General features: G+C 69.4%; 17 protein-coding genes. 3 read left to right on the top strand and 14 right to left on the bottom strand.

From position 1 onward, the window contains the following. Position 1 precedes the first annotated feature (1 nt). Positions 2-1,615 carry a ClC family H(+)/Cl(-) exchange transporter gene (locus B5F85_RS07715; protein WP_087316027.1) on the top strand — a complete coding sequence of 538 codons (1,614 nt, stop codon included), beginning with the start codon at positions 2-4 and terminating at the stop codon, positions 1,613-1,615. Between the two features lie 153 nt (positions 1,616-1,768). On the opposite strand, the gene B5F85_RS07710 is transcribed toward B5F85_RS07715, so the two are convergent. The 6 genes from B5F85_RS07710 to B5F85_RS07685 all read right to left on the bottom strand — a co-directional run bounded on the left by B5F85_RS07710 (position 1,769) and on the right by B5F85_RS07685 (position 7,023). Then, positions 1,769-2,719, bottom strand: coding sequence for an FAD-dependent oxidoreductase (locus B5F85_RS07710; RefSeq protein ID WP_087316025.1), 951 nt, complete (start codon positions 2,717-2,719; stop codon positions 1,769-1,771). Positions 2,720-2,847: 128 nt separating this feature from the next. Then, positions 2,848-4,119, bottom strand: a complete 1,272-nt coding sequence (locus B5F85_RS07705) for a solute carrier family 23 protein (protein WP_087316023.1) — start codon at positions 4,117-4,119, stop codon at positions 2,848-2,850. A gap of 70 nt (positions 4,120-4,189) precedes the next feature. Next, positions 4,190-5,503, bottom strand: coding sequence for an NCS2 family permease (locus B5F85_RS07700; protein WP_087316021.1), 1,314 nt, complete (start codon positions 5,501-5,503; stop codon positions 4,190-4,192). Positions 5,504-5,578: 75 nt separating this feature from the next. After that, positions 5,579-6,025, bottom strand: a complete 447-nt coding sequence (gene dut / locus B5F85_RS07695) for a dUTP diphosphatase (RefSeq protein ID WP_087316020.1) — start codon at positions 6,023-6,025, stop codon at positions 5,579-5,581. Then, entirely contained in the window at positions 6,018-6,467 is a 450-nt protein-coding gene (nrdR, locus tag B5F85_RS07690) for a transcriptional regulator NrdR (protein ID WP_087316018.1), read from the bottom strand. Before nrdR ends, dut begins: the two co-directional genes overlap by 8 nt. Positions 6,468-6,564: 97 nt before the next feature. After that, positions 6,565-7,023, bottom strand: coding sequence for a hypothetical protein (locus B5F85_RS07685; protein WP_087316016.1), 459 nt, complete (start codon positions 7,021-7,023; stop codon positions 6,565-6,567). A gap of 185 nt (positions 7,024-7,208) precedes the next feature. Here B5F85_RS07685 and lexA point away from each other — a divergent pair, with 185 nt between their 5' ends. Together lexA and B5F85_RS07675 are read left to right on the top strand one after the other, a co-directional pair. Next, on the top strand, positions 7,209-7,856 hold the full coding sequence (lexA, locus tag B5F85_RS07680; RefSeq protein ID WP_087316015.1) for a transcriptional repressor LexA: 648 nt from the start codon (positions 7,209-7,211) through the stop codon (positions 7,854-7,856). Positions 7,857-7,858: 2 nt separating this feature from the next. Next, complete coding sequence (locus B5F85_RS07675) at positions 7,859-8,620, top strand: heparan-alpha-glucosaminide N-acetyltransferase (protein WP_239386779.1); 762 nt, start codon at positions 7,859-7,861, stop codon at positions 8,618-8,620. 56 nt (positions 8,621-8,676) lie between these two features. Here B5F85_RS07675 and hflX read toward each other — a convergent pair whose 3' ends face one another. The 8 genes from hflX to recA all read right to left on the bottom strand — a co-directional run bounded on the left by hflX (position 8,677) and on the right by recA (position 17,347). Continuing rightward, positions 8,677-10,005: a GTPase HflX gene (gene hflX, locus B5F85_RS07670; RefSeq protein ID WP_087316013.1), complete on the bottom strand. Its 1,329-nt coding sequence runs from the start codon at positions 10,003-10,005 to the stop codon at positions 8,677-8,679. 1 nt (position 10,006) lies between these two features. Then, positions 10,007-10,933 (bottom strand): tRNA (adenosine(37)-N6)-dimethylallyltransferase MiaA, encoded by a 927-nt coding sequence (miaA, locus tag B5F85_RS07665; RefSeq protein ID WP_087316012.1) that lies wholly within the window; start codon positions 10,931-10,933, stop codon positions 10,007-10,009. Further along, positions 10,930-12,297, bottom strand: a complete 1,368-nt coding sequence (gene miaB / locus B5F85_RS07660) for a tRNA (N6-isopentenyl adenosine(37)-C2)-methylthiotransferase MiaB (protein ID WP_087316010.1) — start codon at positions 12,295-12,297, stop codon at positions 10,930-10,932. Before miaB ends, miaA begins: the two co-directional genes overlap by 4 nt. Next, positions 12,294-12,605, bottom strand: a complete 312-nt coding sequence (locus B5F85_RS07655) for a stage V sporulation protein S (protein ID WP_087316008.1) — start codon at positions 12,603-12,605, stop codon at positions 12,294-12,296. Before B5F85_RS07655 ends, miaB begins: the two co-directional genes overlap by 4 nt. A gap of 97 nt (positions 12,606-12,702) precedes the next feature. Continuing rightward, entirely contained in the window at positions 12,703-13,788 is a 1,086-nt protein-coding gene (locus tag B5F85_RS07650) for an ATP-binding protein (protein ID WP_087316006.1), read from the bottom strand. A 7-nt stretch (positions 13,789-13,795) separates the two neighbouring features. Then, complete coding sequence (gene rny / locus B5F85_RS07645) at positions 13,796-15,349, bottom strand: ribonuclease Y (protein ID WP_087316004.1); 1,554 nt, start codon at positions 15,347-15,349, stop codon at positions 13,796-13,798. Between the two features lie 235 nt (positions 15,350-15,584). Continuing rightward, on the bottom strand, positions 15,585-16,244 hold the full coding sequence (locus tag B5F85_RS07640; protein ID WP_087316002.1) for a RecX family transcriptional regulator: 660 nt from the start codon (positions 16,242-16,244) through the stop codon (positions 15,585-15,587). Next, positions 16,244-17,347: a recombinase RecA gene (recA, locus tag B5F85_RS07635; RefSeq protein ID WP_087316000.1), complete on the bottom strand. Its 1,104-nt coding sequence runs from the start codon at positions 17,345-17,347 to the stop codon at positions 16,244-16,246. The genes B5F85_RS07640 and recA overlap by 1 nt, the downstream gene beginning before the upstream one ends. Between the last annotated feature and the right edge of the window lie 143 nt (positions 17,348-17,490).

Raw genomic sequence — 17,490 nt, 5'->3', positions numbered from 1 at the left:
AATGGCGGGGGAGTCCTCCGGCACAGAGGTCCGGCGGCGCCTCTCGAGGCGCCTGCAGGTCGCCCTCGTGGGGGAGGGCGCGCTCGTGGGCCTTGCCGGCGGGCTCGTCGTCACGCTCTATCGCATCGCGCTCTCCGGCGCGGAGGACCTACTCCGCGCCGTCACGGCCGCCGCGTCGGGAAGCCTCCCGCTCATGGCGGTCTGGTTTTTGGCACTCGCCGCCCTTCTCGTCATCGTCTCGAGGCTCATCCGCTGGGAGCCGGCCACCTCGGGCTCCGGGATCCCCCAGATCGACGCCGAGGTCATCGACCGCATGGACGCGCCCTGGCACCGCGTCATCCCCGCCAAGTTCGCCGAGGGCACCCTCGTGGCCCTCGCCGGCCTCTCGATGGGCCGAGAAGGGCCGTCCGTGCAGCTCGGCGGCATGTCGGGCAAGGCGGTCTCGCGGGCCCTCAGGCGCGGCAGGGGAGAGGAGCGGCTGCTCGTGACCTGCGGCGCCGCGGCGGGCATGTCCGCGGCCTTCCATGCCCCCTTCACCGGCGTGCTCTTTGCCCTCGAGGAGATCCACAAGGAGTTCACAGCTCCGCTCATCATCTCGGTGATGTGCTCGGCCATCGTCTCCGACCTGCTCGTCTCACAGGTGCTCGGCGTGGAGCCCGTGATGGCGCTCGCCTTTGCCCAGGACCTCCCGCACCCCGACTACGCGCTCGTCGCCCTTCTCGGCGTGGTCTGCGGAGTTCTGGGGGCGCTGCACAACCGCGGCATGTTCCGCTGCCAGGATCTCTTTGGGAGGCTCGGGTCGTTCCTGCGCGGCGGAGACGCCTCGGGAGCGTCCGTCATGCTGCGGCTCGCGGTGCCCTTTGCGCTCGCGGGCCTCGCCGCGTTTCTCTGGCCCGAACTGATGTGCGGGGGAGACGCGATCGTCGAGCGCGTCCTGGAGCCCGGGGCGCCCGCGCTCGGGACGCTGCTCGCGCTGCTCGCCGGCAAGTACGTCTTCACCGCGATCTGCTTTGGGTCCGGCGCGCCCGGGGGCACGCTCTTTCCGCTGGTGGTCCTCGGGGCGCTCGTGGGAGGCTCGTTCGCCGCGGCGTGCGGGCAGCTCGCGGGGCTTCCGAGCTGGTTTTTCCCGAACTTCGTGGCACTCGGGGTGGCGGGGCTCTTCTCGGGCGTCGTGAGGGCGCCCGTGACCGCCGTCATCCTCGTCTTCGAGCTCACCGGCTCGCTCGACGCGCTGCTCTCGGCCTCCATCGTCTCGATCGTGGCCTACGTGACGTCGAGCCTCACGCGCACCGACGCCTTCTACGAGCACCTGCTCGCCGCGATGCTCGGCACCACGACCGACGACCCGGCGGTGAGCGGCATGGGGGAGTCCAAGACCCTGAGGACCGTTCGCGTGGGTTCCGGCAGCGCGCTCGAGGGGCGCCAGCTGCGCGAGATTCCCTGGCCCGACGGCCTGCGCGTGGTGACCATCGAGCGTGCGGGCGGCGAGATCGTGCCGACCGGGCAGACGCGCGTGGAGGCGCTCGACGAGCTGCTCGTGATCGTGGACGAGGGCGCGGCCGACGACGCGATGCTCAAGGTGCGCCTCATGGCCGAGCAGCGCGTGCGGACGTAGGGCGCGCCGGGCAGAGCGAAAGCCCCTGGGGGCCTCAAGGCAATAGAGAGCAGGAGGGGACGGCGCGGCGCTACCCCTCCAGCTCGCTCTTATCGCTACTTTACATAAGATATATTATCATGGTTTTGCGTAATCTGGCGAGAAGGGCCTGCGCTAGCCCTCCACCGGCAGCCCGAGGTACGCCGCCGCGCTCGTGGCCGCCACGGCGCCGTCCGACGCGGCCGTCACGATCTGACGCAGCGGCTTGGCGCGCGCGTCTCCCGCGACGAACAGACCCGGCGTCCACGTTGCCATGCGCTCGTCCGTGAGCGCGTAGCCCTGCCCGTCGAGCTTCACGAGCCCGCTCACGAGCTCGGTCTCCGGGATTCGGCCCACGAGGACGAAGATGCCCACGGAGCCCTCCTCAAAGCGCTCGACGTACGTGGCGCCCGTGGCGTTGTCGCGCAGCGTGATCTTGCCGGGCAGCTCGTCGCCCTCGACGGACACGATGCTCGTGAGCAGCCTGAGCTCGACCTTCTCGTTCTCCTCGAGCTCGCGGACGAGCGCCGTCTGGGCCCTCAGGTGGTCCTTGCGGACGATGAGGGTCACCTTGCTCGCGATGCGGGCCAGGAAGAGCGCCTCCTCCGCGGCCGAGTTCCCTCCCCCGACTACGAACACCTGTTTGTCCCTGTAGAACATGCCGTCACACGTGGCGCAGTACGAGACGCCGTGACCGGCGAAGCGCTCCTCGCCCTCGAAGCCGGCCGGGCGCGGGCGGGCGCCGGCGGCGAGGATGACCGAGGCGGCGTCGTAGCGGGCGGAGGCGGCCTCCACGACGAAGCGGCCCGTCTTATCGTCGAGCCCGATCGAGCTCACCGGGTCCATGACAATGTGGGCGCCGAGTTCCTCGGCCTGGGCGCGCATGGCGTCCGAGAGCGTGAAGCCGTCCGTGTGCGGCACGCCGGGATAGTTGTCGATCTCGCTCGTGAGGATGGTCTGCCCGCCGAGCGCCTCGCGCTCGAGGGTCACGGCGTCGAGCAGCGAGCGGCGCGCGTAGATGGCGGCGGAAAGTCCCGCCGGGCCGCCGCCGACGATCACGAGGTCCTTGGATACGAGCTCTGGCATGTCGCTCCCCTTTCGCGGGTCTGAGGCTTACTTGAAGGGATACCCCGCGCTCCCCCATCCTAATCAATATGAGAGGCGGCGACCAGCATTTGGCCGCCGCCCCCTTGGAAGAGCTTGCGAAGGCGCCGCTAGGACGCGGAGTCCTCCTTGGGCCTCGGCAGCACGAGGTTCATGAGGATGCCCACGAGCGTCGAGGTGGCCATGCCGGGCAGCGTGTAGTCGCCGATGGGGATCGAGATGCCCGAGGTCTCCATGCCCACGCCCAGGATGATCACGACGGAGGCGATCATCAGGTTGCGGTTGACGTCAAAGTCCACGCGGTTGGAGACGAGCATGCGCAGGCCGTTGGACGCGATGAGGCCAAAGAGCAGCAGGCTCACGCCGCCCATGACCGGGCTCGGGATCGACTGGATGAGGGCCGCGAGCTTGGGACAGAAGCCGCCGACCACGAGGGCGAACCCCGCCGCGTACCAGAAGATCTGGGTCGAGTAGACGCGCGTCACGCTCATGACGCCGATGTTCTCGGCGTAGGTGGTCGTCGGGGGGCCGCCGAGGAAGCCGGAGATCATCGTGGAGATGCCGTCGCCGGCAAGCGAGCGCGGCAGCATCTCGCGGTAGTCCTTGCCCACGATCTCGCCGACGGCGAGCAGGTGCCCGATGTGCTCGATGACCACTACCACGGCGACGGGGGCCACGAGCGCCACGGCGCCGAGGTCGAAGCGCGGCATCGAGACGTGCGGCAGGCCGACCCAGGCGGCCTCGGCCACGGGAGCGAAGTCCACGAGCCCGAGCGCGAGCGACAGCAGGTAGCCCACGATGATGGCGAGAAGGACCGGGACGGTCCCGACGATGCCGCTCATGCCGGAGAAGATCACGGCGGCGGCGAGGGTGACCGCCGCGACGATCGCGCCGGTGCCGAAGAAGGCCGTCGTGCCGTCGGGCAGGTCGGTCATGAAGGCCATGTCCGCGGCGGTGGCGGCGAGGCCGACGCCGATGACGACCATGACCGAGGCCACAAGGACCGGGGGCAGCAGCCGGTCGAGCCAGCCGGTGCCCACGAGCTTGATGATGCCGGCGACGGCGAGAAACACCAGGCCCGCGACGATGACGCCGGACATGGCGGCGTCGAGGCCCTTGGTGGCGCCCACCGCGAGGATGGGGCTGATGAAGGCAAAGGAGCTCCCGAGGTAGCTCGGGATCTTGTTGCCGGTGACGAGCAGGTAGCAGATCGTGCCGATGCCCGAGCACATGATGGCGACGTTGGGGTCGAGCCCGGTGAGGACCGGGACGAGCACCGTCGAGCCGAACATCGACATCATGTGCTGGATGCCCAGAGGGATGGCGCGGCCGACCGAGACACGGTCGTCGACGCCGATGACCTCGCGCTCATGTGCGCTCATGGCTCACCTCCCTGAGAGAGTGTGTTTAGAAAAAGAGGGCCCGGGATCTCCCGGGCCCTCGTCTGGTCACCTAGACGACGAGGAAGTACACCAGGAAGGCGAAGGCCGCGACCCACATGAGCGGCTTGACCTTCTTGAGCTGGCCGGTGACGGCGGCGACGACGACGTAGGCGATGAAGCCAAAGCCGATGCCGTTGGAGATCGAGTAGGTCAGGGGCACGCCGGCGACGATGAGAAACGCGGGCAGACCCTCGAGGAGGTCGGACCAGTCGATCTCGTGAACCTCGCTCATCATGAGGTAGCCGACGAAGACCAGGGCGCCGCAGGTCGCCGCGGAGCTCACGATGGAGATGAGCGGCGAGAAGAACGCGGCGACGATGAAGAGCACGCCGGCGACGACCGAGGAGAGGCCGGTGCGACCGCCGTCGGCGGCACCGGAGGCGGACTCGACGAAGGTCGTGATCGAGGAGGCGCCGACGAGGCCGCCCACGGCGGCGGCGGCGGAGTCGACGATGAGGATGGGCTTGATGTCCTTCACGCGGCCGTCAGACTCGAGGAACTCGCCCTGCTTGGCGACGGCCATCGCGGTGCCCATGGTGTCGAAGAAGTCGGACATCATGAGGGAGAAGGCGAAGACGAGCAGCGTGGGGTTGGTCACGACCTTGGCGATGCCCATGACGCCCGCCTCGTCGGAGAGGAACGGGGCGCCGAAGGTGGTGAAGTCAAGGCCGGAGACGATGCCGGAGGGCATCTGGGTGACGCCGAGCGGGATGCCGGCGACCACGGCGATCACGATGCCGAGCAGAAGCGAGCCCTTGACGTTCATGGCGTAGAGGACGATCGTCACGACGATCGAGATCAGGCCGACGAGGAACGTGGGGCTGAAGACGTCGCCGAGGGCGACCATCGTGGACTCGTCCGCGACGATGATGCCGGCGTCGGCGAGGCCGATCATGGCGATGAACAGGCCGAGGCCGACCGAGATGGCGTGACGAAGCGACACGGGGATGGCGTCCATGATGGCCTCGCGCAGGCCGCAGAGGACCAGGATGAGGATGGCGACGCCCTCGATGAAGATGACCGCGCTCGCGGCGTGCCAGTCACCGCCGGCGATGCCGGCGAGGGTGTAGGCAAAGACGGCGTTGACGCCCATGCCGGAGGCGCAGGCGAGCGGGCGGTTGGCGAAGAGGCCCATGAGGATGGTCATGACGCCGGCGCCGATGCAGGTCGACGTGACCGCGGCGCCCGCAGGAATGCCGGCCGCCGTGAGCAGCGAGGGGTTCACCGCGATGATGTACGCCATCGCGAGGAACGTCGTCAGGCCAGCGCGAATCTCCTGGCCGACGCTCGAGCCCCTCTCACCTGCCTTGAAGAAAGAATCCATACGTAAACATCCCTTTCGTTTGGTACGTACACTATGTCTTGCCTCGCGGCGCGGCCGCGGGCGCAAAACCAGACGTCAGACGCCGCTCGAGCCAAAGCCGCCGGCGCCGCGGTCGGTCTCGTCGAGCTCGTCGACCTCGATGAGCGAGACGACGGGCACGCGCTGGATGACGAGCTGGGCGATGCGCTCGCCCCGCGAGATGGTGATGGGTCGCTCGTCGTCGAGGTTCACGGCGCACACCTTGAGCTCGCCGCGGTAGTGCGCGTCCACGAGGCCGGGCGTGTTGGCCATCGAGAGGCCCTCGCGCAGGGCGAGCCCGCTTCTGGGCTGGACGAAGCCGGCGTAGCCCTCGGGGATGGCGACGGCGAGCCCCGTGGAGACGAGGCGGCGCTCGTGCGGGGCGAGGACGACGTCCTCGTTGGCGCGCAGGTCAAGGCCGGCGTCGCCGGCGTAGGCATAGGTGGGCAGCTCGACGGAGGGGTCGAGGCGCTTGATCGGAAGCTCGATGCGGTCCTCAGTCATTCAGGCTCCTCAGCTCCTCGCTGAACTCGTCAACGTCCTTGAAGTCGCGATACACGGACGCGAACCTCACGTATGCCACCTTGTCGACGGAGACGAGGCGCTTGAGCACCATGCCGCCAAGGTCTACCGAGGAGACCTCGGTCACCCCGCCGTCGCGCAGCTCCGACTCGATGTCGTCGATGAGCGCGGAGAGCGCCGAGAGCGGCACGTCCCTTTTCACGGTGGCCGTCACAAGGCCGCGCATGAGCTTCTGGCGATCGAAGGGCTCCTTGCGCCCGTCCCGCTTGACGACGACGAGCGGGAGCTCCTCGCAGCGCTCGTAGGTGGTGAACCTGAAGCCGCAGCGCGTGCACTCGCGACGTCGCCTGATGGCGTCGTTGTTCTCGGAGGGCCGGGAGTCAACGACCTTTGACTCCTCGCACCCGCATTTGGGACAACGCATGAGACCTCCTCGTGAATACGCACAAGAGAAGGTATCACAAAATGTTCAAATCTCGAAGCCTCGCCGCCGTCCCGAAACCTGACGGAAAGGAGCGGCGCTAGCCCTGCGCCCCGGCGACGGGGACCATCAGCTCCTGTCCGGGGACGACGAGGCCGCCTTCGATGCCGTTGCGCTCCTGGATCCACGTGACGACCTCGTCTGTGGGGGCGTCAAGCTCGCAGCCTGCGGCGATGCCCCAGAGGGAGTCCCCGCTCGAGACGATGACGGAGCGCGTGGGCAGCTCGTCGAGGGCGCTCTGGACGCCCGCGGCGCGGGCCGGGTCGACCAGCGCCGAGGCCACCACGACGGCCAGGATGACGAGGCCGCCGCAGACCAGCGCGCGCACCGTCTGGCCGAGCGTCAGGCCGCCGGCGTCCGCGTGGCGCGCGGGGCGCGGGGCCCGAGCGGCAAGGCGTCCGGCGCGGCCGCCCTCGATCAGGACGAGCCCGCTCTCGCACGGGCTCAGGGCGGAGGTCCCCTCAACGGCGGCGTAGGCCGAGCAGCTGCAAGCGCTCATCGATATCCCCTTTCGTCTCTTGTGGTCGAGACGTTTATATCGTGGCGACCGGACAACAATTGACCAATGAGAACGTCTGTACCCTATTATGGGGGTACAATTGTTCGTGTCAAGAGAAAACGAACATCTGTTTGCAACTTGGCCCATGCTGCGGTATCATGGCTTCACGGAAGAAGGAGGCCCACATGGCACGAGGAAAGCTCGGCAAGCGCCAGCTCGCCATCTATGACTTCATCAAGTCCTACTCAGACGAGCACGGCTACCCGCCGTCGGTCCGCGAGATCGGGGCGGCCGTCGGGCTCGCCTCCCCCTCCACCGTCCACATGCACCTCAAGGCGCTCGAGAGCCAGGGCCTCATCAAGCGCGACTCCAAGAAGCCGCGCACCATCGAGGTCATGGGCAAGAGCGAGGAGGGCGACGAGCCCCTCGCCACGGTCTCCCAGGACGTCGACCACGACGTCATCCGCCTGCCGCTCGTCGGCCGCGTCGCCGCCGGCGTGCCCATCCTCGCCGAGCAGAACATCGAGGACACCTTGAGCCTCCCGACCTCGATCGTCGGTGACGCCAGCTCGTTTATCCTGCGCGTCCGCGGCGAGTCGATGATCAACGCCGGCATCTTCGACGGCGACTACATCGTCGTCAAGGAGCAGCACGAGGCCCACGACGGGGAGATCGTCGTCGCCCTCATCGACGACTCCGCCACGGTCAAGACCTTCTACCGCGAGCGCGACCGCATCCGCCTCCAGCCCGAGAACGACTCCATGGAGCCCATCTACGTCGACAACCCCGTCATCCTCGGGCGCGTCACGGCACTCATCCGCTCGGTCGGCTAAGGGTGGAGAAGACCTCGAGCCAGCACGAGCGCTCGCGGGTCCGCGTCGGCGTCTTCGACGTCGTGCGAGGCATCGCGGTCGTCTCGATGGTCCTGTTTCATCTCTGCTATGACCTCAGGTTCATCGCGGGCGTCGATCTTCCCTGGTTTGCCCCTCCCCTGCAGGGCGCCTGGAGCGCGAGCATCTCGTGGACCTTCCTGTTTGTCGCGGGGTGCATGTGCCCGCTCTCACGCTCCAATCTCAGGCGCGCGCTCCAGTATGGGGCGGCGGCCCTGCTGATCTGGGCCGTGACCACCGTCGTCGCCGTCGACACGCCTATATCCTTCGGCATCATCTACTGCATGGCCGCGTGCACCCTCGTCGCCTGGGCGCTCGGACGCATCCGCGCGCTTCCGTCGGGGCCCGTCGCCGCGGCCGTGATGCTCGTGGCGTTTCTCGCCCTGCTCGACCTCAGGGAGGGCTTCGTCGGGTTCGGGCAGATGGGGATAGAGCTGCCCCGGGAGCTTCTCGAGAGCCCCTGGCTCGCCTGGCTTGGCATCCCCGGACCCGGCTTTGCCTCGGGAGACTACTATCCCCTGCTCCCCTATCTCTTCATGTACCTCGCCGGCGCCGCGATGGGCTCGTGGTGGGCCGCGCGCGGCTATCCCGTCTGGGCACGGTCGGCGCGCCTCGAGCCCCTCACGTGGATCGGCCGCCACGCGCTTCTCGTCTACGTGGCGCACCAGCCCCTGCTGCTCGCACTGACCATGCTCATCGCCGCCTAGCGCGCGGTCGCTTAGCGCTGCGCGCGGGCCGGTTTCTGTAAGCGGCGCGCGGCCCCTCAGCCCTCGGCCGTCGCGTCCCTCTCGCCGTCGCCCTCGTCCTCGACGCGGTACGGCTCGAGGGTCGAGGCCATGCGCGCGTCGGCCTTGACGGTGGCGAGCAGGCCATCCTGGACGTAGCTCTCGCGCATGACCTGGCACCGCTCGTGGACCATCTTCATGAGCAGGCCCTTCTCGTAGGGCACGAGCACGCTCATCGTGACGCTGTCGCTCGCCGCCTCCTTGGCGATGCGGTAGAGCAGCCCCCGCACGCCGGTGCCCTCGCGGGCGGAGATGACCTGGGCGTCGGGGTGCTCGAGCAGCGCGGCGCGCAGCTGCTCGGCGTCCACGAGGTCGCACTTGTTGAGCACGGTCACGCAGCGGATCTTGTCGGCGCCGATCTCGGCGAGGACCGAGCGGACCGCCTCGATCTCGAGCTCGCGGTGCGGGTCGGAGACGTCGACCACCAAAAGCACGAGGTCGGCGGCTCGCACCTCGGCGAGCGTCGACTTGAAGGACTCCACGAGCATCGTCGGGAGCTTCTGGATGAAGCCGACGGTGTCGGTGACCGTGATCTTGCGGCCCTCGTCGAGGTCGAGCGCCCGCGTGGTGGGGTCGAGCGTGGCGAAGAGCTCGTCGCGCACGTAGACGTCGGAGCCGGTCAGGCGGTTGAGCAGCGTCGACTTGCCGGCGTTGGTGTAGCCGACGAGCGCCACGCGATAGACGCCGGAGTCCCAGCGGGCCTTGCTCTGCACGCCGCGCCGCCGCTCGAGGCGCTCGAGCTCGCGGCGAAGCGTCGAGATCCGCGCCCTCACCAGGCGTCGGTCGACCTCGAGCTGGCTCTCTCCCTGGCCGAAGCGGCTTCCGATGCCGCCGCGCGTCTGCTCCCCCACCAGGTGGCTCCACATGCCGCGCAGGCGCGGGAGCACGTACTGGAGCTGGGCGAGCTGCACCTGCAGGCGTCCCTCGTGCGTGCGCGCGTGCACGCCAAAGATGTCGAGGATCAGCGCCGTGCGGTCGATGATCTTGACGGGCTCGCCCACGATCCTCTCGAGGTTGGACTGCTGCGAGGGCGTGAGCTCGTCGTCGAAGATGACGACGTCGGCCTCGAGGCTGCGCACGTAGGAGCAGAGCTCCTCGACCTTGCCCTTGCCGATGAAGGTCTTGGGCACGGGCGCGTCGAGCCGCTGCGTGAGCGTCATCACGACCTCGGCGCCGTCGGTCTCGGCGAGGCGCGCGAGCTCGGCGAGGGACTCCTCGCAGCTCCAGTCGGAGCGCCCGAGGTCAACGCCCACGAGGATGGCGCGCTCCGGCACCGGCGCCGTCGAGAGCGGCTTGAACCTTCCCAAATCACGCACCTCCCGCGGCGTCGAGGATGAGCCGCGCGGCCCCCTCGGCGTCCGTCTCGTCGAGGTCGATCCAGCGCACGCGCCCGTCATGGCGAAACCACGAGAGCTGCCGCTTGGCGTAGCGGCGCGACCTCTGCTTGACCCGCTCGATCGCCTCGTCCATCGTGCACGCGCCCGCGAGCGCCTCGAGCACCTCCTTGTAGCCGATTGCCTGCCCCGCGGTGAGCTCGGTCGTGAGCCCGCGGGCGGCGAGCCCGCGCACCTCGTCCACGAGCCCGGAGGAGACCATCTCGTCCACGCGCGCGTCGATGCGAGCATAGAGCCTCTCGCGTGCCATCGTGAGCCCCCACACCTGCGCGTCGTAGTGCGCGCGCCTCTCGTGGAGCCCCTCATGGTGGCGGGCGTAGGAGACGCCCTCGTCGAGCATCTCGAGGGCGCGGACGACGCGCCGGACGTTGTTGGGGTGGATGAGCGCCGCGCTCTCGGGGTCGCGGGAGGCGAGAAGGGCGTGGAGCCCCTCGGCCCCGCGCTCGGCGGCGAGCGCCTCGTAGGAGCGGCGGCGATCGTCGTCCCTCTCGCCCGAGGGGAAGGACATCTCGTCTATGACGGCGTTGAGGTAGAGGCCCGTGCCGCCCGCGAGCACGGGGACCCGCCCCCGGGAGAGCAGCTCGTCCACGCAGGCCCGGGCCTGCCCCTGGAAGAGCTGGACGGAGTAGCTCTCGAGCGGGTCGACCACGTCGACCATGAGAAGAGGGACGCGGCGCTCGGGGGGCGGCGTCTTGGCCGTCCCGATGTCCATGCCGCGGTACACCTGCATGGCGTCGACCGAGACGACGGCCGAGCCGAGCCCCTCGGCGACGAGGTCCGCCACGACGCTCTTGCCCGAGGCGGTGGGCCCGACCACGCAGACGACGCGCGGCAGGCTCATCGCGGCTCGCCCTCCACGGTGCCGCGCAGGTACCACGTCCGCGCCTCCTCGACGCGCACGTCGACGATCTTGCCCACGAGCTCCTCCGCCGTCATGCCCTCGGGAAGCGAGAAGTGCACCGTCTGGTTCTTCTCGCTGTGGCCGACCATGACGCCGTCGTCGCGCTTGGAGGTTCCCTCCACGAGCACGGCGGCAAGCGTGCCGAGGTCGGCCTGATTGGCGTCGTGGGCCTGCTGGGCCACGAGCTCGGCGAGCCGGTCGAAGCGGCCCTGGATGACCTCGTGGGGCGTGTCGTCGGGCATCTTGGCCGCCGGCGTGCCGGGGCGGCGCGAGTAGATGAAGGTGAAGGCCGAGGAGAACGCCGCCTCGCGCACGAGCGAGAGCGTGTCGAGGAAGTCCTCCTCGGTCTCGCCGGGAAAGCCGACGATGATGTCGGTCGAGAGGGCCAGGCCCGGCATGGCGGCGCGCAGCCGGCCCACGAGCTCGAGGTACTCCTCGCGCGTGTAGCTGCGGTTCATGGCCTTGAGGACGCGCGTCGAGCCGCTCTGGACCGCCAGGTGCAGGTGCGGCATGACCGCCGGCAGCTCCGCCATGGCGGCGATGGTGTCGTCAGAGAGGTCCTTGGGGTTCGAGGAGGTGAAGCGGATGCGCTCGACGCCCGTGGCGGCCACGCGGCGCAGCAGCTCGGCGAAGCGGGGCTCGCCGTAGATGGTCCGCCCGTAGGAGTTGACGTTCTGACCGAGCAGCGTGACCTCGCGGACGCCGTCGGCGACGAGCCTCTCGACCTCGGCGACGACGCTCTCCATCGTGCGGCTCTTCTCGCGGCCGCGCACGTACGGGACGATGCAGTAGGTGCAGAAGTTGTTGCAGCCCGTCATGATGGGGACCCAGGCGTGGAAGGGGCTCTCGCGGCGGCTCGGGAGGTCCGTGGAGAAGGGCCTGCCCTCCTCCACCGTGTCGACCTCCACGGCGCGGCCGTCGTCGGCGAACGCCTCGGCGAGCAGGCCGGGCAGGCTCGCGAGGGCGCTCGTGCCGAAGACGACGTCGGCGCAGGGGATGTGCTCGCGGATGCGCTCGCCGTCTCGCTGCGCGATGCAGCCGCCGATGGCCACGACCCTGCGGCCGGAGGGCGGCGTGGGCGCCGAGACCATCGCCGAGGCCTGGCCGTAGAGGCGCTGGTCGGCGTTCTCGCGCACGCAGCAGGTCATGAAGACGACGATGTCCGCCTCGTCGGGCTCGGGCACGCAGATGCAGCCGCAGGACTCGAGCAGGCCGGCGACGCGCTCGGAGTCGTGCAGGTTCATCTGGCAGCCGAAGGTCCTGACGCAGTAGGTCTTGCCCACGAGGGCGTCCGTCGGCCTCATCGGGGCATCAGCTCCGCCTCGGCGCCCGCGGCGGAGGGCGCCACGAGCCGGTGCACGTAGACCGCGATGCGGATGGCGGTGCGGCTCTCGCCGCCGATCTCAATGTCCGAGAAGGTCGGCGCGCAGGAGATGTCGACGCCCGTGGGGATCAGAAAGCCCCGGGCGATGGCGATCGCCTTGATCGCCTGGTTGACGGCGCCCGCGCCGACGCACTGGATGTTGACGGGGACCTCGTCCTTGACGAGGCCGGCGATGGCGCCGGCGACCGAGGCCGGCGACGACTTGCTCGACACCTTGAGATAGTCCATGTCTTGTTCTCCTGCTGCGTGGCTCCTGCGAGCTGCTGCGGTTGTGGTGTGTGCGTTCTGAAAATTCTAGTGGTTGGCGGGATCGTTGGAAAGCGCGCTAGTCGAGCTCCTCGAGATCGAAGGTGACGGTGATCTTGCCGCGGCCCACCCGGACCTTGGGGTCGGAGGAGAGCGAGAGGTAGTAGCGCTCGGCGAGCAGGTCGAAGTCGCGCTCGAGCGCCCGCGAGAACTCCTCGAGGTCCTCGCGCGAGACCCTGAGGCTGCGCCGGTCGCGCGCGAGGTCGACCTCGCGCGGGCCCGTCGCCGGCGCGGCGCGGTGCGTGAGGCGCGAGAGCACGCTTCTCAGCGGCCGGATCTGCCCCGAGACGATGCGGTGCGCCGTGCGCTCGGACATCTCGAGGCCGAGAAGCGCCGCCTGCTCGCGCAGCTCCGCGGCGTCCGCGGCGGCCCTCAGGCGCTCGAGCACCGGGAGCTCCTGGAGCGAGTCGAGGAAGAGCAGCTCGCCGGGATCGACGCTCACGGCGGCGCGCGCCCGCGCGGTGGCGGCGACCTCGGCGGGAGAGCCGAGGTAGACCTCGCAGGCCGAGCGCTCCTCGAGGGCGAACTCGCAGCAGGTGCGCACGATGTTGTGCGGCCCGCGCACGCAGGCGAGGCCCCCGTCGGGCCGGGCCTCGACGACCGGCCAGCTGGACTGGTCGGCGCGCTCGGAGAGGGAGGTGGCGTCGGTGACCGCGCGGATGGCCGCGCCCTTGCCGGGGGCCGAGGACATGACCTCGGCGCTCACGGCGTTCTCCTTGATCGAGAAGAGCGCCATGCCGCGCCCGTGGACGCCCCAGCGGTCCATGTGGACGCTGTCGAGCTTGGAGGTGACGCGCGCCTCGAAGACGCGCTCGTGGAGCTCGGCCGGGATGCCCGAGCCGTCGTCGAGCATCGTCGTGGTCCTGAGGTCTCCCTCGCGGGTCGTCGCCACGTAGATGTGGCGGGCGCCGGCGTCGCGGGCGTTGCGCAGCATCTCGATGACCGCGTCCTCGACGCAGCGCACGTCGTGCTTCGCCTGCCTGCGCTCCGCCTCGGCGACGCGCAGGCGATAGAAGCCGCCGCCGAGGCTCTCCTCGACGCGAAGGGCGCGGTCGGCGCCCATCGAGGAGACGAAGCCGGCAAGGTCCTCGGCGGCGACGCTCATGGGCACGCTACTTCGCGACGTCGACGGCGCGGGACTCGCGGATGACGACGACGCGCACCTGGCCCGGGTACTCCATCTCGTCCTCGATCTGCTTGGCGATGTCGTGCGCGAGGACCGTGGCCTGCGCGTCGGAGATCTTCTCGGGCTCGACCATGACGTGGAGCTCGCGGCCGGCCTGCATCGCGTAGGTGCGCTCGACGCCGTCGTGGGCGTTGGAGATCTCCTCGAGCTTCTCGAGGCGCTTGATGTAGTTCTCGGCCGACTCGCGACGGGCGCCGGGGCGCGCAGCGGAGATGGCGTCGGCGGCCTGGACGAGGACGTCGAGGACGGTGTCGGGGTCGACGTCGGCGTGGTGGGCCTCGATCGCGTGAACGATCTCGGGGCGCTCGCCGTAGCGGCGGGCGAGGTCGGCGCCGATCACGGCGTGCGGGCCCTCGACCTCGTGGTCGATGGCCTTGCCGAGGTCGTGGAGAAGACCGGCGCGCTTGGCGGGCACCTCGTCGAGGCCGAGCTCGGAGGCCATGATGCCGCAGAGCGCGGAGACCTGGACGGAGTGCGAGAGCACGTTCTGGCCAAATGAGGTGCGGTAGCGCAGGGCGCCGAGGGTCTTGACGAGCTCGGGGTGCAGGTCGTGGATGCCGGCGTCGAAGGCGGCCTGCTCGCCCGCCTCGCGGACGCGCTCGGCGACGAGGGCCTCGGCCTTCTTGTAGAGCTCCTCGATGCGGGCGGGGTGGATGCGGCCGTCGGCGATGAGGTTCTCGAGGGCGACGCGCGCCGTCTCGCGGCGGACCGGGTCAAAGCTGGAGAGGACGACTGTCTCGGGCGTGTCGTCGATCACGAGGGAGACACCGGAGACCTGCTCGAAGGTGCGGATGTTGCGGCCCTCGCGGCCGATGATGCGGCCCTTGAGGTCGTCGGAGGGGATGTGGACGGAGGTGACGGTGATCTCGCCGGCCTGGTCGGCGGCGCAGCGCTGGATGGCGGTGGAGATGATCTCGCGGGCGGTCTTGTCGGCCTGGGCGCGGACGGACTGCTCGGCCTCGCGCAGGATCTGCGCCTCCTCGCGGACGGATTCGGCGCGGACGCGGGCGAGCAGCTCGTCGTGGGCCTCGTCGCTCGAGAGGCCGGCGATGCGCTCGAGCTCGGCCTCCTGGCGCGATACCATCTCGTCGAGGTCGGACTTGCGGCGGTCGAGCTGGCCCTGGAGGCTCGAGAGCTGGTGCTCGCGGCGGTCGAGGGCGTCGTTTCTGTGGTCGAGGGACTCCTCGCGCTGCATGATGCGGTTCTCGAGGTTCTGGAGCTCGTGCTTGCGCTTCTTCTCCTCTGCCTCCGAGGTCTGCTTCAGGGCGAGGATCTGCTCCTTGGCCTCGAGGATGGCCTCCTTCTTGGCGTTCTCCGCCTGGCGCGCGGCCTCGGAGGCGATGCGCTCGGCCTCGCCGCGGGCGGAGGCGAGCTGAGCCTCGGCGTCCTTGAGCTTGGAGCCGCTCTTCCCGGCTAGGACGAAGTAGACGACGATGGCGCCGACCGCGAGGCCGACCACCCCTGCGATGATAAACTCCATGGCTGCTCCTCAGATATCGTGCGTGTTCTATGCGTGGGTTCAGGAGACCATGGCGCGAGCGCCATGGAACCCGCCATCGGAGGTGCAGTCGTGGCGCCTACGTAGAGAAAGATCCTATGCGAGAGCTAGCGTGAACGTTCCGAACATATGAACATCAGCTGGCCGACCAGCGTGAGAGTGCGCTCCAATAGCCCCCTCATCCTAGCGTCTGCGCGGGCGCCCTGTCAAATGCGCCTCAGGTAAGCGACCGCGCGGAGCGCCCCGCGACCTCGCGCGCGACCTCCGCCGAGACGCCGTAGGGAAAGCCCCTCCCGCACAGGAACCTCATGATCTTCTCGTAGTCGTTCTTGCCCGTGAGGCGGCGGCGCGAGGCGAGCTCGAGGGCGCGCGAGCGCTCGGAGTCGTCGTCGAAGAACTCCTCCGGCCAGCCCTCGACCTCGTCCACGCGCACGCCCCGGCGCTCGAGCTCGCGCTCGACCTTGACCCTCCCCCATCCGGCGAGGGCCTTGGAGCGTGCGAAGGCGGCTCCGTAGCGCGCGTCGTCGACCAGGCCGCAGTCGCGCGCCCACGAGAGGGTCTCACAGACGAGATCGTCCGCATAGCCGTCGGCGCGGAGCTTGTCCATGAGCTCGGAGGAGGTGTAGTCGCGCCGCCCCAGCAGGTCGGCGACGCGGGCGCGGGCGCACGAGCGACCGAGCGCCCCCACCGCCTCAAGAAGCTCCTCGCGCGTGGAGGGCTCGGGAGCGCCCTTCGCCGAGAGCCTGCGTCCCACGGCGACGGGGACCTCGAGGGCCTCCTCGCCGAGCCCGGGCGTCCTCAGCGTCACGCGTGCGCGCCGGGACCGGGAACCGCGCTCGGGCAGCCTGACCTCGAGCGAGCCGAGCGAGCCGGGCATCAGAGCGCGTCGGGCGCCGGGGCAGCGGCGTCGAGCTCGACGACCTCGCCCACGCGCTCGTCGCCGAGCTCCAACCCGCAGGCAACACGGACGCGGTGGTCGATCTCGTCCATGAGGTCGGGGTTGGAGGCCAAAAAGTCCTTGGCGGCCTCGCGACCCTGGCCGAGGCGCTCCTTCTCGTAGGTGAACCAGGCGCCGGACTTGCTCACGATGCCGTACTCCACCGCCATGTCGAGGATCGAGCCCTCCTTGGAGATGCCCTGGCCGTACATGATGTCGAACTCCGCCTGCTTGAAGGGCGGGGCCACCTTGTTCTTGACGACCTTGACGCGGACGCGGTTGCCCACGACCTCGTTGTTGACCTTGATGGAGTCCACGCGACGGATGTCCATGCGCACGGACGAGAAGAACTTGAGCGCGCGGCCGCCCGGCGTGGTCTCGGGATTGCCGAACATGACGCCGATCTTCTCGCGCAGCTGGTTGATGAAGATGCAGGTGGTGTTTGACTTGGAGAGCGAGCCGGCGAGCTTGCGCAGCGCCTGGCTCATGAGGCGGGCCTGCAGGCCGACGGTGGAGTCGCCGATCTCTCCCTCGATCTCGGCGCGCGGGGTGAGCGCGGCCACCGAGTCGACGACCACCACGTCGATCGCGCCGGAGCGCACCAGCATGTCGCAGATCTCGAGCGCCTGCTCGCCGGTGTCCGGCTGGGAGATGAGGACCTCGTCGATGTCCACGCCGATGCGGGCGGCGTAGCCCGGGTCGAGCGCGTGCTCGGCGTCGATGAACGCCACGACGCCGCCTGCGGCCTGCGCCTCGGCGAGGATCTCGAGGGAGAGCGTGGTCTTGCCCGAGGACTCGGGGCCGTAGATCTCGACGATGCGGCCGCGCGGGACGCCGCCGATGCCGAGCGCCGCGTCGAGCGCGATCGACCCCGTGGGGATGGCCTCGACCTCGAGGCTCGGGCCCTCGTCCCCGAAGCGCATGATCGCGCCCTTGCCAAACTTCTTCTCGATCTCCTCGGTGGTGGCGGCGAGGACCTTCTCGCGCTCCTCGCCGGTGGTCCTCGGGTGGATCTCCTTGGTGATGCCCTTGGCCTTGGCCATGCTCTCCCCTTTCGCGTCCTTTGTCGCCGTGATGGTATCCGAACATCCGTTCTAAGTCAAGCGGGACGCATCGAACATAGCAGGCACGACGTACCGGCGGCAGCAACCAGGCTGACGGGCGGCTCGCGGGGAGCTTTCGGGGG

The organism is Olsenella sp. An293, from assembly GCF_002159495.1.
Taxonomy (GTDB): Bacteria; Actinomycetota; Coriobacteriia; order Coriobacteriales; family Atopobiaceae; genus Thermophilibacter.
The sequence above is the reverse complement of the archived record's forward strand: the minus strand, read 5'-3'. Positions and strand labels throughout refer to the sequence as shown.

Excerpts from the sequence above, each read along its gene's own strand:
- B5F85_RS07715 (WP_087316027.1), top strand. The coding sequence starts at position 2 with ATGGCGGGGGAGTCCTCCGGCACAGAGGTCCGGCGGCGCCTCTCGAGG.
- B5F85_RS07710 (WP_087316025.1), bottom strand. The coding sequence starts at position 2,719 with ATGCCAGAGCTCGTATCCAAGGACCTCGTGATCGTCGGCGGCGGCCCG.
- B5F85_RS07705 (WP_087316023.1), bottom strand. The coding sequence starts at position 4,119 with ATGAGCGCACATGAGCGCGAGGTCATCGGCGTCGACGACCGTGTCTCG.
- B5F85_RS07700 (WP_087316021.1), bottom strand. The coding sequence starts at position 5,503 with ATGGATTCTTTCTTCAAGGCAGGTGAGAGGGGCTCGAGCGTCGGCCAG.
- dut (WP_087316020.1), bottom strand. The coding sequence starts at position 6,025 with ATGACTGAGGACCGCATCGAGCTTCCGATCAAGCGCCTCGACCCCTCC.
- nrdR (WP_087316018.1), bottom strand. The coding sequence starts at position 6,467 with ATGCGTTGTCCCAAATGCGGGTGCGAGGAGTCAAAGGTCGTTGACTCC.
- B5F85_RS07685 (WP_087316016.1), bottom strand. The coding sequence starts at position 7,023 with ATGAGCGCTTGCAGCTGCTCGGCCTACGCCGCCGTTGAGGGGACCTCC.
- lexA (WP_087316015.1), top strand. The coding sequence starts at position 7,209 with ATGGCACGAGGAAAGCTCGGCAAGCGCCAGCTCGCCATCTATGACTTC.
- miaA (WP_087316012.1), bottom strand. The coding sequence starts at position 10,933 with ATGAGCCTGCCGCGCGTCGTCTGCGTGGTCGGGCCCACCGCCTCGGGC.
- miaB (WP_087316010.1), bottom strand. The coding sequence starts at position 12,297 with ATGAGGCCGACGGACGCCCTCGTGGGCAAGACCTACTGCGTCAGGACC.
- B5F85_RS07655 (WP_087316008.1), bottom strand. The coding sequence starts at position 12,605 with ATGGACTATCTCAAGGTGTCGAGCAAGTCGTCGCCGGCCTCGGTCGCC.
- B5F85_RS07650 (WP_087316006.1), bottom strand. The coding sequence starts at position 13,788 with ATGAGCGTCGCCGCCGAGGACCTTGCCGGCTTCGTCTCCTCGATGGGC.
- rny (WP_087316004.1), bottom strand. The coding sequence starts at position 15,349 with ATGGAGTTTATCATCGCAGGGGTGGTCGGCCTCGCGGTCGGCGCCATC.
- B5F85_RS07640 (WP_087316002.1), bottom strand. The coding sequence starts at position 16,244 with ATGCCCGGCTCGCTCGGCTCGCTCGAGGTCAGGCTGCCCGAGCGCGGT.
- recA (WP_087316000.1), bottom strand. The coding sequence starts at position 17,347 with ATGGCCAAGGCCAAGGGCATCACCAAGGAGATCCACCCGAGGACCACC.